Raw genomic sequence first — 16,162 nt, 5'->3', positions numbered from 1 at the left:
CATCGATTCGACGAAGGAGCAGCAGCATGGCGAGTGAGCATTCCGGAAGCACAGCAGGACGCGACCAGTCCTTGGCGCTTCCGGTGGCGGAGCGGGCCGGTTGGGACGGGGTGGACGTGCGGGCGGTGGACACCGTGCGGATGCTGGCGGCAGACGCGGTGCAGAAGGTCGGCAACGGTCACCCCGGCACGGCGATGAGCCTGGCCCCGCTGGCCTACCTGCTCTTTCAGAACGTCATGCGGCACGACCCGGCCGACGACCAGTGGCTGGGCCGGGACCGGTTCGTGCTGTCCTGCGGGCACTCCAGCCTGACCCTGTACATCCAGCTCTACCTGGCCGGCTACGGCCTGGAGCTGTCGGACCTGGAGGCGTACCGGACCTGGGACTCGGCCACCCCCGGGCACCCGGAGCACCGCCACACCCGCGGGGTGGAGATCACCACAGGGCCGCTGGGACAGGGCCTGGCCAGCGCGGTCGGCATGGCGCTGGCCGCCCGCCGCGAACGCGGCCTGCTCGACCCGGACGCGGAGCCGGGCACCAGCCCGTTCGACCACCACGTCTACGTCATCGCCTCCGACGGCGACCTGATGGAGGGCGTCACTGCCGAGGCCGCCTCCCTGGCCGGTCACCAGGAACTCGGCAACCTCACCGTCTTCTACGACTCCAACCACATCTCGATCGAGGACGACACCGACGTCTCCTTCAGCGAGGACGTCCCGGCCCGCTTCGCCGCCTACGGCTGGCACGTCCAGACCGTGGACTGGACGCGCAGCGGTGAATACGTCGAGGACGTCGACGCGCTGCTCGCCGCCACCCGCGCCGCTGCGCAGGAGACCGGCCGCCCCTCCCTGATCATGCTGCGCACCCTGATCGGCTGGCCCGCCCCGACCAAGCAGAACACCGGCAAGGCCCACGGCTCGGCGCTCGGCGAGGACGAGGTCGCCGCCACCAAGCGGCTGCTGGGCTTCGACCCGCAGGCGCACTTCACCGTCGAGGACGAAGTCCTGGCGCGCACCCGGCAGGCGGCGGACCGCGGCCGGCAGGCCCACGCCCGCTGGGACGAGCGGTTCACCGCCTGGCAGAGGAGCAATCCGGACCGGGCGGCGCTGCTCAATCGGTTGCAGAAACAGGAACTTCCCGACGGCTGGGCCGACGCGCTGCCAAATTTCCCCGCCGACGACAAGGGCATGGCCACCCGCGCCGCGTCCGGCAAAGTCCTCACCGCGCTGGCGCCGATCCTGCCCGAGTTGTGGGGCGGCTCGGCCGACCTCGCCTCCAGCAACAACACCACCATGGACGGCGAGCCGTCGTTCATCCCCGCCGACCGCCAGACCAAGGACTGGAAGGGCGGCCCCTACGGGCGGACCCTGCACTTCGGCATCCGTGAGCACGCCATGGGCGCGATCCTCAACGGCATCGCCCTGCAGAGCCTGACCCGCCCCTACGGCGGCACCTTCCTGACCTTCTCCGACTACATGCGCCCCGCCGTACGCCTGGCCGCCCTGATGCAACTGCCCGCTACCTACATCTGGACCCACGACTCCATCGGCCTGGGCGAGGACGGACCCACCCACCAGCCCGTCGAACACCTCGCAGCACTGCGTGCCATCCCCGGCCTCGACGTCGTCCGGCCCGCCGACGCCAACGAGACCACCGCCTGCTGGCGGACCATCCTGGAACACCACGACCGGCCCGCCGCACTGGTCCTGTCCCGGCAGAACCTGCCGGTCCTGGACCGGAGCAACGGCGCATACGCCCCTGCCCGCGGAGCGGCCAAGGGGGGCTATGTTCTCGCCGACGCAGCCGACGGCGCCGTGCCCGAGGTGATCCTGGTCGCCACCGGCTCCGAGGTCCAGATCGCCCTGGACGCCCGCGATCTGCTGGCCGCCGACGGCCTGGCGGTCCGGGTGGTGTCGATGCCGTGCAGGGAATGGTTTGCCGCCCAACCGGTGGAGTACCAGGACGAGATCCTGCCGCCGGCGGTGCGGGCGCGGGTCAGCGTCGAGGCCGCGGTCGCACAGGGCTGGCGCGACGTGGTCGGTGACGCCGGCCGCATCGTCAGCCTGGAACACTACGGCGCCTCCGCCGACTATCAGCGCCTCTACACCGAGTTCGGCATCACTGCGCAGGCGGTCGCCGCAGCCGCCCGCGACAGCATCCACGACACCCGGCAGACGCCGCGCCCCGGTGGCCACCAGCCGACCTCCGCCCCTACCAGCGGCGGCACCGGCGACCGCCCCTGACCCGGCCTGCCGGGGTGCGGAACGCACCGCGCAGCCGGCGCTCCCCGCCGCCGTACCCGCGCTGATGCCGTGCGCCATCGCCCCAAACGGACCCTCGTCCTTGAGCGTGTGTCACCAGGGCCTGGGCCAAGACGCGTTCGTGGCATCGGAGTCGTACGGCCCCGGCGCGCACGCGCAACCGGGGCCGTTCGTCGGACCGTTCACGCCGGGGCCGGCCCGGCGGGCTCAGGCGGGAGCGGGAGCCGGGCCGGCCGGGCCGACCCGGGACGGTGCCTCAGCCGCCGAACTCGCCCATGCCCTTCAGCGCCGCGTCCAGCAGCGCCTGCCAGGCCGTCCAGTTCGGACTGCAGCTTGTCGGCCTTGGCGGTGTTGCCGGACGCCCTGGCCGCCTCGATCTGCCCGCGCAGCTTGTCCACGGCCGCCTGCAGCTGCCCGGTCAGCCCCGCGGCCCGCGCCCGGACCTCGGGGTTGGTGCGCCGCCACTCGGCCTCCTCGGACTCCTGCAACGCGCGCTCGACGGCGTGCATACGCGCCTCGATCCGCGGGCGGGCGTCCCGCGGCACGTGGCCGATCGCCTCCCAGCGCTCGTTGATGGAGCGGAACGACGCCCGCGCGGCCTTCAGGTCCGTCACCGGCAGCAGCTTCTCCGCCTCGGTGACCAGCTCCTCCTTGCGCGCCAGATTCTCGCGCTGCTCGGAGTCGCGCTCGGCGAACACCTCGGAGCGGGCCGCGAAGAACACGTCCTGCGCGCCGCGGAAACGGTTCCACAGGTCGTCCTCGGCCTCGCGCTGCGCGCGCCCCGCCGCCTTCCACTCCGCCATCAACTCGCGGTAGCGGGCCGCGGTCGGCCCCCAGTCGGTCGAACCCGACAGCGCCTGCGCCTCGCTGACCAGCTTCTCCTTGGTGCGCCGCGCGTCCTCGCGCTGCGCGTCCAGGGAGGCGAAGTGCGCCTTGCGGCGCTTGGAGAAGACCGAACGGGCGTGGCTGAAGCGGTGCCACAGCTCGTCGTCGGTCTTGCGGTCCAGCCGGGGCAGGCCCTTCCAGGTGTCGACCAGGGCGCGCAGCCGCTCGCCCGCGGTGCGCCACTGCTCGCTCTCCGCGAGCTGCTCGGCCTCGGCGACCAGCTGCTCCTTGGCGGTCCTGGCCTCCTCGGTCTGCTTGGCCCGGGCCGCCTTGCGTTCCTCACGCCGGGAGTCCACCAGCGCCACCAGCGCGTCCAGCCGCTTGGCCAGCGCCTCCAGGTCGCCCACCGCGTGCCCCTCGGCGACCGCGGCCCGCAGGTGCTCGATCGCGGTCAGGGCGTCCTTGGGCGCCAGGTCGGTGGTTCGTACGCGTCGTTCGAGGAGGCCGATCTCCACGACGAGACCCTCGTACTTGCGCTCGAAGTAGGCCAGGGCCTCGGCCGGCGACCCCGCCTGCCACGACCCGACTTCCTTCTCCCCCTCGGCCGTACGCACGTACACGGTCCCCGTCTCATCGACGCGGCCCCACGGGTCGCTGCTCACAGCGCCTCCCTCACGTGATGCCCCGCCGAATCGCGCCCGACGGACATCGTCCACAGTTTCACTCCTGCCAGAGCCGCACGCCCCGACCGGTCCAACGCCAACATAGGCGACCGGCGGCCCGGCTGTCCGCATCCGATGCCGGACCGATCGCGATTCAGATACCGATTCCGTCACCGATCAGGAGCGGCGCGGCCACCGGGCCGTCATCAGGACTTGGTGACCGTCGCCTTGTTGATCACCACGGTGGCGTTCGGGGCGCCGTCGCCCTGGCCGCTGCTCTCGCCGGCCGCGGCGATCTTCGACAGCACCTTCATGCCGTCCGCGCTGATCGTGCCGAACGGGGTGTAGCTGGGCGGCAGCGGACTGTCCTTGTACACCAGGAAGAACTGGCTGCCGCCGGTGTGCTTCTGGCCGGTGTTGGCCATCGCGACGGTGCCCGCCTTGTACGTCACCGAGCCGCTCGCGCCGGCCTTGCCGAAGGCGGTCAGGTTCTCGTCGCCGATGGTGTAGCCGGGGCCGCCGCTGCCGGTGCCGGTCGGGTCGCCGCACTGCAGCACGTAGATTGCGCTGGTGGTCAGGCGGTGGCACTTGGTGTGGTCGAAGAAGCCCTTGCCGGCCAGGAAGTCGAAGGAGTTGACCGTCTCGGGAGCCTTCGCGGCCTCCAGCGAGATCGGGATGGCGCCGCAGGTGGTGTCCAGCGTGAAGGTGTAGTGCGCGGTCTTGTCGATGGTGACCGCCGGCTCCTTCTTCCACTGCTGGGTGCCGGGCTTGCCCGCGGCGGGCTTGGCGCACGGGTCCTTGGCCGCCGCGGCGGAGGCCGACGGGGTGGCCGACGGCGAGGCCGCCGCGTCGTCCTTCTTCTTGCCGCTGTCGCTGTCGAAGGCGCCGCCGGCGTACGCGCTGATCAGGCCGATGGCGACCACCGCGACCACACCGCCGATCACCGCCGTGCGCACCCTGGAGCGCCGGCGCTGCTGAACCCGGCGCTGCTGCTGCCGCTCGAACTTCTCCCGGGCGAGCTGCCGCCGCCGCTGATCCTTGGTGACCACTTCGCCGTCTCCGTCGTCTCGTCGCTGTTCATCGCTGGTCGTGTGCCGTCCGCAGATCTTCGCGTCCGCCGGGCCCGCAGTCCAGTCCGCCCGGGCGGTTCACAGGCTCGGCGGCCCCCCGTCGCGGGCCCGGCGGCCCCGCACGGCGGCGCCGGACACGCCGCGGCGCCCGGGCACGGAACGAGTTGGCGGCCGCCGCGCCGACGCCGGTAGGCTCGTACACCGACGTGATACGCCGCGATCCGCGGACGACAGAAGGACGAACGTGCTCATTGCCGGGTTCCCCGCAGGGGCCTGGGGGACCAACTGCTACGTGGTCGCCCCCGCCGCGGGCGAGGAGTGCGTGATCATCGACCCGGGCCACCGCGCCGCCCCGGGAGTCGAGGACCTGCTCGCCAAGCACCGGCTCAAGCCCGTCGCCGTGATCCTCACCCACGGCCACATCGACCATGTGGCCTCCGTGGTCCCGGTGTGCGGAGCGCACGGCGTGCCCGCCTGGGTCCACCCCGAGGACCGCTACATGCTGGCGGACCCCGAGAAGGCGCTCGGCCAGGCCATCGGAGCGCAGCTGCTCGGGGAGCTGACCGTCGGCGAGCCCGACGACCTGCGGGAGCTGTCCGACGGCAGCGTGCTGGAGCTGGCGGGCCTGCGGTTCTCCGTCGCGCACGCGCCCGGCCATACCAAGGGGTCGGTGACGTACCGGACGCCCGAGACCGCCGAGATCCCCCCGGTGCTGTTCTCCGGCGACCTGCTCTTCGCCGGCTCCGTCGGACGCACCGACCTGCCCGGAGGGTCCACCGCCGAGCTGTACGAGTCGCTGGCCCGCGTGTGCCTGCCGCTCGACGACTCGACCGTGGTGCTCTCCGGCCACGGCCCCCAGACGACCATCGGCCGCGAACGCGCCGCCAACCCCTACCTGGGCGAGGCGGCCCGCGCCGCCGGAGCCGGCCCGCAGCCGACTCCACGACGAGGATTGTGACGACTGCCGCTGTGAGCACGTTCCAGGCCCCCAAGGGCACCTACGACCTGCTGCCGCCCGACTCCGCGACGTACCTCGCGGTGCGCGAGGCGATCGCCGCCCCCGCGCGCCGCGCGGGCTACGGCTACGTCGAGACCCCCGGTTTCGAGAACGTCGAGCTGTTCTCCCGCGGGGTGGGCGAGTCGACCGACATCGTGACCAAGGAGATGTTCACCCTCACCACCAAGGGCGGCACCCAGCTCGCGCTGCGTCCCGAGGGCACCGCCTCGGTGCTGCGCGCCGCCCTCCAGGCCAACCTGCACAAGGCCGGGAACCTGCCGGTCAAGCTCTGGTACTCCGGCTCGTATTACCGCTACGAGCGGCCGCAGGCCGGCCGCTACCGGCACTTCTCGCAGGTCGGCGCCGAGGCCATCGGCGCGGAGGACCCGGTCCTCGACGCCGAGCTGATCGTCCTGGCGGTGGACGCCTACCGGTCGCTGGGCCTGCGCGGCTTCCGGCTGCTGCTGAACTCGCTCGGCGACAAGGAGTGCCGCCCGGCCTACCGCGCCGCCCTCCAGGACTTCCTGCGCGGCCTGGACCTGGACGAGGAGACCCGGGCGCGGATCGAGATCAACCCGCTGCGGGTGCTGGACGACAAGCGCGAGGCGGTGCAGCGGCAGCTGGCCGGCGCCCCGCTGATCGCCGACCACCTGTGCGAGGCGTGCAAGGCCTACCACGAGCAGGTGCGCGAGCTGCTGACCGACGCCGGCGTGGCCTTCGAGGACGACCCGAAGCTGGTCCGCGGCCTGGACTACTACACCCGCACCACCTTCGAGTTCGTCCACGACGGGCTCGGCTCGCAGTCCGCGGTCGGCGGCGGCGGACGCTACGACGGCCTGTCGGAGATGATCGGCGGCCCTGCGCTGCCGTCGGTCGGCTGGGCGCTGGGCGTGGACCGCACGGTGCTCGCGCTGCGCGCCGAGGGCGTGGAGCTGGAGCTGCCCGCGGTCACGGACGTCTACGCGGTGCCGCTCGGCGAGGAGGCCCGACGGACGCTGTTCACCGCGGTCACCGCGCTGCGCCGGGCCGGCGTCGCGGCCGACTTCGCGTTCGGCGGCAAGGGCATGAAGAACGCGATGAAGTCCGCGAACCGCTCGGGCGCCCGTTTCGCGCTGGTGGCGGGGGAGCGGGACCTGGCCGAGGGCGTGGTCCAGCTCAAGGACCTGGAGAGCGGCGAGCAGGGGCCGGTGCCGACCGGGGAGATCGTGGCCGCCGTCAAGGAGCGGCTGGTTCAAACCGCTCGTCCGGGTGGAGTCGCGTCAGGACTTACTCCGTCCTGACGGCTCTCGTGCACAATGAGGGGTGCCCGCCCCCACGACACGGAGAAACGGCCACCCATGACTGCTTCCGCTCTTGACGAGCCCCGCACGCACGGCGATCGGGAACCCGAGGCATCCGGTGGGCTCGCGGCGGGCCGGGCCTTCACCTGGCTGCTGCTGATCTGCGGCGCGCTGGGTCTGGTCGCCTCCTTCGTGATCACCGACGACAAGTTCAAACTGCTGCAGGCCAAGGTGGAGGGCAAGACCTACACCCCGGCCTGCAGCCTGAACCCGGTGATCTCCTGCGGCAACGTGATGGAGAGCTCGCAGGCCCACGCCTTCGGCTTCCAGAACCCGATCATCGGCCTGGTCGCCTACCCCGTGGTGATCTGCCTGGCCATGGGCATGCTGGCGGGCGCCCGCTACAAGCCGTGGTTCTGGTACGGCCTGCAGGCCGGCGGCCTGTTCGGCGTCGGCTTCATCACCTGGCTCCAGTACCAGACCATCTACAACATCCACGCGATCTGCCTGTGGTGCTCCCTGGCCTGGGTCGTCACGATCCTGATCTTCTGGTACACCGCCGTCCACAACATCAAGCACCGGCTGTACAAGGTGCCCGAGGGCGCCCGCTCGCTGGTGCTGGAGTTCCACTGGGTGGTGCCGGTGCTGTGGTACGGCGTGATCGCCACCGCGATCCTGGTCAAGTTCTGGTACTACTGGAAGACCCTCATCTGATCGCGTTCTGACCGGGCGGCCGCACTTCCAGCGCCTCTCGCATCTCCAGCGCCTCTCGCGCCTCCCGCACGCCGTCCCTCGGGGCGGCGTGCTGTCGTAGGCGTGGCCTAGGCTCGGTGGCGTGGAGCCAGACCTGTTCACCGCCGCCGCCGAGGAGCGCCAGGAGCGCGACCCCGGCAGCAGCCCGCTCGCCGTCCGCATGCGCCCGCGCACCCTGGAGGAGGTGGTCGGGCAGCAGCACCTGCTGCGTCCCGGCTCACCGCTGCGCCGACTGGTGGGGGAGGGCGCCGGAGGACCCGCGGGGGCGTCGTCGGTGATCCTGTGGGGGCCGCCGGGCACCGGCAAGACCACGCTGGCCTACGTGGTCAGCAAGGCGACCAACAAGCGGTTCGTGGAGCTGTCGGCGATCACCGCGGGCGTCAAGGAGGTCCGCGCGGTCATCGAGAGCGCCAAGCGCCAGTCCGGCGGCTACCAGCGCGAGACCGTGCTCTTCCTCGACGAGATCCACCGCTTCAGCAAGGCCCAGCAGGACTCGCTGCTGCCCGCGGTGGAGAACCGCTGGGTCACCCTGATCGCGGCCACCACCGAGAACCCGTACTTCTCGGTGATCTCGCCGCTGCTGTCCCGCTCGCTGCTGCTCACCCTGGAGCCGCTCACCGACGACGACGTGCGCGGGGTGCTGCGCCGCGCGCTCACCGACGACCGCGGACTGGCCGGCGCGGTGACGCTCCCGGAGGACGCCGAGGCGCACCTGCTGCGGATCGCCGGCGGCGACGCCCGCCGCGCGCTGACGGCGCTGGAGGCCGGCGCGGGCTCGGCGCTGGCCAAGGGCGAGGGCACCCTGACCCTGGCCACCCTGGAGGAGGCCGTCGACCGCGCCGCGGTGACGTACGACCGCGCCGGCGACCAGCACTACGACGTGGCGAGCGCCCTGATCAAGTCGATCCGCGGGTCGGACGTGGACGCGGCGCTGCACTATCTGGCGCGGATGATCGAGGCGGGCGAGGACCCGCGGTTCATCGCCCGGCGGCTGATGATCTCCGCCAGCGAGGACATCGGGCTGGCCGACCCGACCGCGCTGCCCACCGCGGTCGCCGCGGCGCAGGCCGTCGCCATGATCGGCTTCCCGGAGGCGTCCCTCATCCTCAGCCACGCCACGATCGCGCTGGCGCTGGCCCCGAAGTCCAACGCGGCGACCACCGCGATCGGCGCGGCCCTGGCGGACGTACGGGCCGGCAAGGCGGGTCCGGTCCCGCCGCACCTGCGCGACGGCCACTACAAGGGCGCGGTCAAGCTCGGCCACGCCCAGGGCTACGTCTACCCGCACGACGTGCCGGGCGCGATCGCCGCGCAGCAGTACGCCCCGGACGAGCTGCGCGGCCGCCGCTACTACGAGCCGACGCGCTACGGCGCGGAGGCGCGCTACGCCGACGTGGCCGACCGGGTCCGCCGCCGGCTGGCCGGCGACCCGCCGCCGCCCGCGCCCGCGCCTCCGGCCCCGCCCGCGCCCGCCCCGCCCGCCACCTCCGAGCCTCCGGCGGCGGAGAAGGAATGAGCAGGGCGAGCGCCGGGTTACCCTCGAACGGAGTGCGCGCGCGCACCGCGGCCCAGGGCCGGGGGCGCGCTCCTTCCTCTTCGGGACGCGGCTGACCATCGCCCCGCGCCTCCGGGACCTGCGATCCGGCGGATCGGCACGGTCCGGGGCGCTCCGGGCATGGGGTTCCCGAGTCGAATTCCCGCGCACTCCTCGGATAAAGTAAGCCTTACCTAACATGCAACGGAGGTTCGACGCACGTGAATCAGTCGCGTCCCAAGGTCAAGAAGTCCCGGGCGCTGGGCATCGCGCTCACCCCGAAGGCGGTCAAGTACTTCGAGGCACGCCCCTACCCGCCGGGTGAGCACGGCCGTGGCCGCAAGCAGAACAGCGACTACAAGACCCGGCTGCTGGAGAAGCAGCGGCTGCGCGCGCAGTACGACATCAGCGAGCGGCAGATGCTGCGCGCCTACGACCGCGCCAAGAAGGTCCAGGGCAAGACCGGCGAGGCGCTGATCGTGGAGCTGGAGCGCCGGCTCGACGCGCTGGTGCTGCGCTCCGGCCTGGCCCGCACCATCTACCAGGCGCGCCAGATGGTCGTGCACGGCCACATCGAGGTCAACGGCCGCAAGGTCGACAAGCCGTCGTTCCGGGTCCGCCCCGACGACGTCGTGCGGGTCCGCGAGCGGTCCCGGGAGAAGACCCCGTTCGTGGTCGCCCGCGAGGGCGGCTGGGCCGGCGAGGGCGAGGGCCCGCGCTACCTGGAGGTCAACCTCCAGGCGCTGGCGTTCCGCCTGGACCGCGAGCCCAACCGCAGCGAGATCCCGGTGATCTGCGACGAGCAGCTCGTCGTGGAGTTCTACGCCCGCTGATCCGGAGCACCACGACCCGCCGCCTCCCCGGAGGCGGCGGGCTCCTGCGGCGGCGCCCCGCCCGCGCCCGGCACCACCGCGCCGCCGCGGCTGCGGGGCCGCCGCAGCGCCCGCTCCACCGCCTCGTCCAGCCCCAGCCGCGCGCCCTCGACCAGCGCCGCGGCGTACCCCGGCTCGCCCAGCGCGCGCCGCACCCGCTGCTCGCACACCGCGTGCGGCGCGTTGAAGTACCGCGAGCCGAACAGCCGCAGCCCCACCGACTCCCACAGCCGGCCCGCCGCGCCCTGCAGCACCGCGGCCTCCCGCGGCGCCCCCTCGCCCTCGGTGATCAGCGCCAGCAGCTCCAGCGCCAGCACCGCGCCCACGAGGTCGTGGAACGCGTGGTCGATCTCCAGCGCCTCCTCGGCCAGCCGCCTGGCCCGGTCCGGCTCGTCCGCCAGCCACGACGCGTACGCCAGCACGTACAGCGCATAGGCCAGCGTCCAGCGCTCGCCGTGGTCCCGGCAGATCTCCCTGACCTCCTCGGCCAGCTCCACCGCCTGCTCCACGTCGCCCTGGAAGGCCACCGCCATCGCCAGCTCGACCTGGCCCATCAGCACGTTGCTGTTCAGCTCGCCGATGCCGCGGTAGCGCAGCAGCGCCTCGCCGATGAAGCGCTCGGCGCGCGGCATGTCGTCGGAGACCAGCGCCAGGCAGCCCAGCCGGTGCACCGCGTACGCCTCCGCGCCGGCGTTGCCGCTCTCCCGCGCCTGGGTCCTGCACTCCTGGAGCACCGCCAGCGCCGCCGCCGAGTCGCCCTGGAGCAGCGCCACGTAGCCGAACACCCACATCACCTTCGCGCGGGCGTCGGTCGGCTCGTCGCTCGCCTCCATCGCGCGCCCCAGCCAATGCCGGCCCTCGGCCAGCCGGCCGCAGCCGACCCAGCAGAACCACAGCGTGGCCGCCAGGTACTGGCCGACCACCGGGTCCTCGGCCGGCGCGTCCTGCGCGCCGTCCAGGCTGAACTCCAGCGCCAGCCGCAGGTTCGGCAGGTCGGCCGCGACCCGGGCGGCCACCTCCGCCTGCCGCGGGCTGAACCAGTCCAGCTCGCACCAGGTGGCGAGTCCCAGGTACCAGTCGCGGTGCCGGCGCCGCATCCGCGCCTCGTCGCCGAGCGCGGACAGCCACACCGCGCCGTACTCCCGCACCGTCTCCAGCATCCGGTAGCGGGTGCGGCCGTCCACGCCGTGCTCGCGGACCAGCACCGACTGCGCGACCAGGTCGGCCAGGGTCTCCGCGACGTCGCCCTCGGCCAGGTCGGGCCCCACGCACACGTACTCCACCGCGTCCAGGTCGAAACCGCCGGCGAACACCGACAGCCGCGCCCACAGCAGGCGTTGCCGCGGCGTGCACAGCTCGTGGCTCCAGCCGATCGCGGTGCGCAGCGCCCGGTGCCGGGCCGGCGCCGCCGGATCGCCGCCGGTCAGCAGCCGGAACCGGTCGTCGAGCCGGTCCAGCACCTGGTCCACGGACAGCGCGCGCAGCCGCACCGCGGCCAGCTCCAGCGCGAGCGGCAGCCCGTCCAGGCGCGCCACCAGCTCGTGCACGGCCGCGGCGTTGGCCTCGGTGACCGCGAAGTCCGGCGCCACGGCGGTGGCCCGTTCGGTGAACAGCCGCACGGCGTCCGCCGGTTCCGGCGGCGCGAGCGGCAGCAGGCGCTCGCCGGTCAGGCCGAGCGGCCGCCGGCCCGCGGCGAGCACGCGCAGTCCCGGCGCGCCCCGCAGCAGCGCCGCGACGAGCTCCGCGGCCTCCTCCCGCAGCCGGTCGAACCCGTCCAGCACGAGCAGCAGTTCGCGGTCGGCCAGACGGTCGGCCAGGGCGGTGCGGGGCGGGCGGGTGGTGTGGTCGGGCAGCCGCAGCGCGTCGGCGACGGTCTGCTCCAGCAGTCGGGGGTCGCGCAGCGCGGACAGCTCGACGGCCCAGACGCCGTCGGCGAAACGGTCCTGCAGGCGCCGGGCGCACCGCAGGGCGAGACGGGACTTGCCGACGCCGCCGGGGCCGGTGACGGTCGCGAGGCGGGTGCGGGCGAGGAGGTCGGACAGGGTGCGGAGTTCGGTCTCCCGGCCGAGGAAGTCGGCCAGGTCGGCCGGGAGGTTGCCGGCGTTGCGCATAATGCACGGAGCGTACTTCCACGCTCGCGCTACGTACAACGCCCCTGCCCGTGCGGGCTGCCCCGTGCTCCCGGTTGCCGGATCTTCCCCCGGTAGGCGGCTGGTCGCGCCGTTCCCCGCGCCCCTGGTGAGCTGACGCCGGACGTCGGGTCGAAGGGGCGCGGGGAACTGCGCGAGCAACCGCCCACGCGGGGAAGGTCCGGGCGCAGAGGGGACGGGGCAGCCCGGGACGGGCGGGGGAAGCCCGCGCACGCGATAGGGTCGGGACGGACAGCGCCGTGCGTACGCGGAAGGAGAACCAGGCGTGACGGGTGAAGAGCTTGCCGCCCTCATCATCGCCCTGTTCTGGGCCATCCTCGTCTCCTTCCTCGCGCTCGCCCTCGCCCGCCTCGCGCAGACCCTCCGCGCCACGAGCGAGCTCGTGACCGGGATCACCGAACAGGCCGTGCCCCTGCTCGGCGAGGCCTCCGACGCCCTGCGCAGCGCGCACACCCAGCTCGACCGCGTCGACACGATCACCGCCGACGTCGCCGAGGTGACCGCCAACGCCTCCGCGCTCAGCTCGACCGTGGCCACCGCCTTCGGCGGCCCGCTGGTCAAGGTCGCCGCGTTCTCCTACGGCGTGCGCCGCGCGGTCGGGCTCAGGACCGCGGACGCCGGCCGCGCCCGGGACGCCTCCCGCGCCCGTACCCTCACCGGCAAGGTGCTGCCGTCCGCCCGCCGGGCGGCCCGCCGCGACCGATCCAAGGACTGAACGCCCATGTTCCGCCGCATGTTCTGGTTCCTGACCGGCGCCACCACCGGCGTCTGGGCCACCGTCAAGGTCGAGCGCGCGGTGCGCAGGCTCAGCCCCGACAGCCTGGCCGCGACCGCGGCCCGGCGTGCGGTGCGCACCGGCTCCCAGCTCCGGCTGTTCGCCCGCGACGTCCGGTCCGGCATGGCCCAGCGCGAGCTGGAACTGCAGGACGCCCTCGGCCTGCCGCAGGGCGAGGACGCCGAGGGCACGACACCCCTGGGCCTGCCCGCCCGGGACAGCGACCACCCGGCGGCGCGCCGGGGCATCACGTACACCGCGTACGACCGGAAGGACGAACACTGATGGAGTCGGCCGAAATCCGCCGCCGCTGGCTGCGCTTCTTCGAGGAGCGCGGGCACACCGTCGTGCCGTCGGCGTCCCTCATCGCCGACGACCCGACGCTGCTGCTGGTCCCGGCGGGCATGGTCCCGTTCAAGCCGTACTTCCTCGGCGAGGTCAAGCCGCCCTTCGCGCGCGCCACCAGCGTGCAGAAGTGCGTGCGCACCCCCGACATCGAAGAGGTCGGCAAGACCACCCGGCACGGCACGTTCTTCCAGATGTGCGGCAACTTCTCCTTCGGCGACTACTTCAAGGAAGGCGCCATCAAGCTCGCCTGGGAGCTGCTCACGCTGCCCCAGGACCAGGGCGGCTACGGCCTGGAGCCGGAGAAGCTGTGGATCACCGTCTACCAGGACGACGACGAGGCCGAGCAGATCTGGCGGGACGTCGTCGGCGTCCCCGCCGAGCGCATCCAGCGGCTGGGCAAGAAGGACAACTTCTGGTCCATGGGCGTGCCCGGGCCCTGCGGCCCCTGCTCCGAGATCAACTACGACCGCGGCCCGGAGTTCGGCCCCGAGGGCGGCCCCGCGGTCAACGACGAGCGGTACGTGGAGATCTGGAACCTGGTCTTCATGCAGTACGAGCGCGGCGCCGGCGACGGCAAGGAGGACTTCCCGATCCTCGGCGACCTGCCCGCCAAGAACATCGACACCGGCCTCGGCCTGGAACGCCTGGCGATGATCCTCCAGGGCGTCCAGAACATGTACGAGACCGACACCCTGCGCGTCGTCATCGACAAGGCCACCGAGCTGACCGGCGTCCGCTACGGCGACAGCCACGCCACCGACGTGTCGCTGCGCGTGGTCGCCGACCACATGCGCACCTCGATGATGCTCATCGGCGACGGCGTCACCCCCGGCAACGAGGGCCGCGGCTACGTGCTGCGCCGGATCATGCGCCGCGCCATCCGCAACATGCGGCTGCTCGGCGCCCACGACGCCGTCGCCGCCGAGCTGATCGACGTGGTGCTGCGCACGATGGGCGAGCAGTACCCGGAGCTGCTGACCGACCGCAAGCGCATCGAGACCGTCGCGCTCGCCGAGGAGGCGGCGTTCCTCAAGACGCTGAAGGCCGGCACCAACATCCTCGACACCGCGGTCAGCGAGACCCGGGCGGCCGGCGGCACGGTCCTCTCCGGCGACCAGGCGTTCCTGCTCCACGACACCTGGGGCTTCCCCATCGACCTCACCCTGGAGATGGCCTCCGAGCAGGGCCTGACCGTGGACGAGGACGGCTTCCGCCGGCTGATGAAGGAGCAGCGCGACCGCGCCAAGGCCGATGCGCGCGCCAAGAAGACCGGCCACGCCGACCTGTCCGCCTACCGCGAGGTCGCCGACCGCTCCGGCGCCACCGTCTTCACCGGCTACACCGACAACAGCAACGAGGCCACCGTCGTCGGCCTGCTGGTGGACGGCCTGCCGTCGCCCGCGGCCACCGAGGGCGACGAGGTGGAAGTGGTCCTGGACCGCACCCCGTTCTACGCCGAGGGCGGCGGCCAGCTCGCCGACACCGGCCGCATCCGGCTGGACAACGGCGCCGTGGTCGAGGTCCGCGACGTGCAGCGGCCGGTGCCCGGCGTCAGCGTGCACAAGGGCGTGGTGCAGGTCGGCGAGGTCGCCCTCGGCGCCTCCGCGTACGCGCAGATCGACCTGGTGCGCCGCCGGGCCATCGCCCGCGCGCACAGCGCCACCCACCTCACCCACCAGGCGCTGCGCGACGCGCTCGGCCCGACCGCGGCCCAGGCCGGCTCGGAGAACTCGCCCGGCCGCTTCCGCTTCGACTTCGGCTCGCCGACCGCCGTGCCCGGCACCGTGCTCACCGACGTCGAGCAGAAGATCAACGAGGTGCTGGCCCGTGAACTCGACGTCACCGCCGAGGTGATGCCGATCGCCCGGGCCAAGGCGGAGGGCGCGATCGCCGAGTTCGGCGAGAAGTACGGCGAGCAGGTCCGGGTGGTCACCATCGGCGACTTCTCCAAGGAGCTGTGCGGCGGCACCCACGTCGCCAACACCGCGCAGCTCGGCCTGGTCAAGCTGCTCGGCGAGTCCTCGATCGGCTCCGGCGTACGCCGCGTGGAGGCGCTGGTGGGCGTGGACGCGTACAACTTCCTGGCCCGCGAGCACACCGTCGTCGCGCAGCTCACCGAGCTGGTCAAGGGCCGGCCCGACGAACTGCCCGACAAGATCGCCGGGATGCTGGCCCGGCTGAAGGACGCGGAGAAGGAGATCGAGAAGTTCCGCGCTGAGAAGGTGCTCGCCGCCGCGGCCGGCCTCGCCGACAGCGCCGCGGACGTCAAGGGCGTCGCGCTGGTCACCGGCACGGTCCCGGACGGCACCGGCGCCGACGACCTGCGCCGGCTGGTGCTCGACGTGCGCCAGCGGCTGCAGTCCGCGCCGGGCGGCGCGCGGCCGGCCGTCGTCGCCCTGTTCACCGTGGCGAACGGACGCCCGCTCACCGTCGTCGCCACCAACGAGGAGGCCCGCGGGCGCGGCATCAAGGCCGGCGAACTGGTCCGCACCGCGGCCAAGACCCTCGGCGGCGGGGGCGGCGGCAAGGACGACGTCGCCCAGGGCGGCGGCCAGAACCCGGCGGCGGTCCCGGACGCGATCGAGGCGGTCCACCGGCTGGTCGCCGAGCGGGCCTGAGAGCCGCGGACGGACGG

Annotated in this window: 11 protein-coding genes and 1 pseudogene; 9 read left to right on the top strand and 3 right to left on the bottom strand. The window is 73.1% G+C overall.

Translation table 11 applies throughout. The annotated features are described in order from the left end of the window. Nucleotides 1–26: 26 nt before the first annotated feature. Nucleotides 27–2,243 carry a transketolase gene (gene tkt, locus VSR01_RS05090; protein WP_326448085.1) on the top strand — a complete coding sequence of 739 codons (2,217 nt, stop codon included), beginning with the start codon at nt 27–29 and terminating at the stop codon, nt 2,241–2,243. 274 nt (nt 2,244–2,517) lie between these two features. Here tkt and VSR01_RS05085 read toward each other — a convergent pair. Both VSR01_RS05085 and VSR01_RS05080 read right to left on the bottom strand, forming a co-directional pair. Next, a pseudogene (locus VSR01_RS05085) lies at nt 2,518–3,748 on the bottom strand (DUF349 domain-containing protein). Between the two features lie 206 nt (nt 3,749–3,954). Next, complete coding sequence (locus tag VSR01_RS05080) at nt 3,955–4,797, bottom strand: peptidylprolyl isomerase (RefSeq protein WP_326448084.1); 843 nt, start codon at nt 4,795–4,797, stop codon at nt 3,955–3,957. Between the two features lie 265 nt (nt 4,798–5,062). Between VSR01_RS05080 and VSR01_RS05075 the strand changes: the two genes are divergently transcribed. From VSR01_RS05075 to rpsD, 5 genes are all read left to right on the top strand, one after another. Further along, the gene (locus VSR01_RS05075; RefSeq protein ID WP_326448083.1) at nt 5,063–5,776 is read left to right on the top strand and encodes an MBL fold metallo-hydrolase; all 714 of its coding nucleotides are present in this window, start codon (nt 5,063–5,065) and stop codon (nt 5,774–5,776) included. 11 nt (nt 5,777–5,787) lie between these two features. Then, nucleotides 5,788–7,095 carry a histidine--tRNA ligase gene (gene hisS, locus VSR01_RS05070; protein ID WP_326448082.1) on the top strand — a complete coding sequence of 436 codons (1,308 nt, stop codon included), beginning with the start codon at nt 5,788–5,790 and terminating at the stop codon, nt 7,093–7,095. Between the two features lie 57 nt (nt 7,096–7,152). Continuing rightward, a complete protein-coding gene (locus VSR01_RS05065; RefSeq protein ID WP_326448081.1) occupies nt 7,153–7,809 on the top strand; it encodes a vitamin K epoxide reductase family protein in 657 nt (218 codons plus the stop codon). 121 nt (nt 7,810–7,930) lie between these two features. After that, on the top strand, nt 7,931–9,364 hold the full coding sequence (locus VSR01_RS05060; protein ID WP_326448080.1) for a replication-associated recombination protein A: 1,434 nt from the start codon (nt 7,931–7,933) through the stop codon (nt 9,362–9,364). 239 nt (nt 9,365–9,603) lie between these two features. Then, a complete protein-coding gene (gene rpsD, locus VSR01_RS05055) occupies nt 9,604–10,215 on the top strand; it encodes a 30S ribosomal protein S4 (protein ID WP_326448079.1) in 612 nt (203 codons plus the stop codon). Here rpsD and VSR01_RS05050 read toward each other — a convergent pair. Next, entirely contained in the window at nt 10,203–12,365 is a 2,163-nt protein-coding gene (locus VSR01_RS05050) for an ATP-binding protein (RefSeq protein ID WP_326448078.1), read from the bottom strand. The two genes, rpsD and VSR01_RS05050, sit on opposite strands and share 13 nt — an antisense overlap. A gap of 304 nt (nt 12,366–12,669) precedes the next feature. On the opposite strand from VSR01_RS05050, the gene VSR01_RS05045 reads away from it, so the two are divergent. Genes VSR01_RS05045 through alaS form a run of 3 tightly spaced genes read left to right on the top strand, consistent with a single transcriptional unit; the run spans nt 12,670 to nt 16,145 of the window. Then, entirely contained in the window at nt 12,670–13,119 is a 450-nt protein-coding gene (locus VSR01_RS05045; RefSeq protein WP_326448077.1) for a DUF948 domain-containing protein, read from the top strand. A gap of 6 nt (nt 13,120–13,125) precedes the next feature. Beyond that, nucleotides 13,126–13,464, top strand: coding sequence for a DUF6167 family protein (locus tag VSR01_RS05040; protein ID WP_326448076.1), 339 nt, complete (start codon nt 13,126–13,128; stop codon nt 13,462–13,464). Then, on the top strand, nt 13,464–16,145 hold the full coding sequence (gene alaS, locus VSR01_RS05035) for an alanine--tRNA ligase (protein ID WP_326448075.1): 2,682 nt from the start codon (nt 13,464–13,466) through the stop codon (nt 16,143–16,145). Before VSR01_RS05040 ends, alaS begins: the two co-directional genes overlap by 1 nt. Nucleotides 16,146–16,162 lie beyond the last annotated feature (17 nt).

It is taken from the genome of Actinacidiphila sp. DG2A-62, assembly GCF_035825295.1.
Lineage (GTDB): Bacteria > Actinomycetota > Actinomycetes > Streptomycetales > Streptomycetaceae > Actinacidiphila.
Note: the sequence above shows the minus strand (reverse complement) of the source record. Positions and strands in the feature narration are given on the sequence as shown.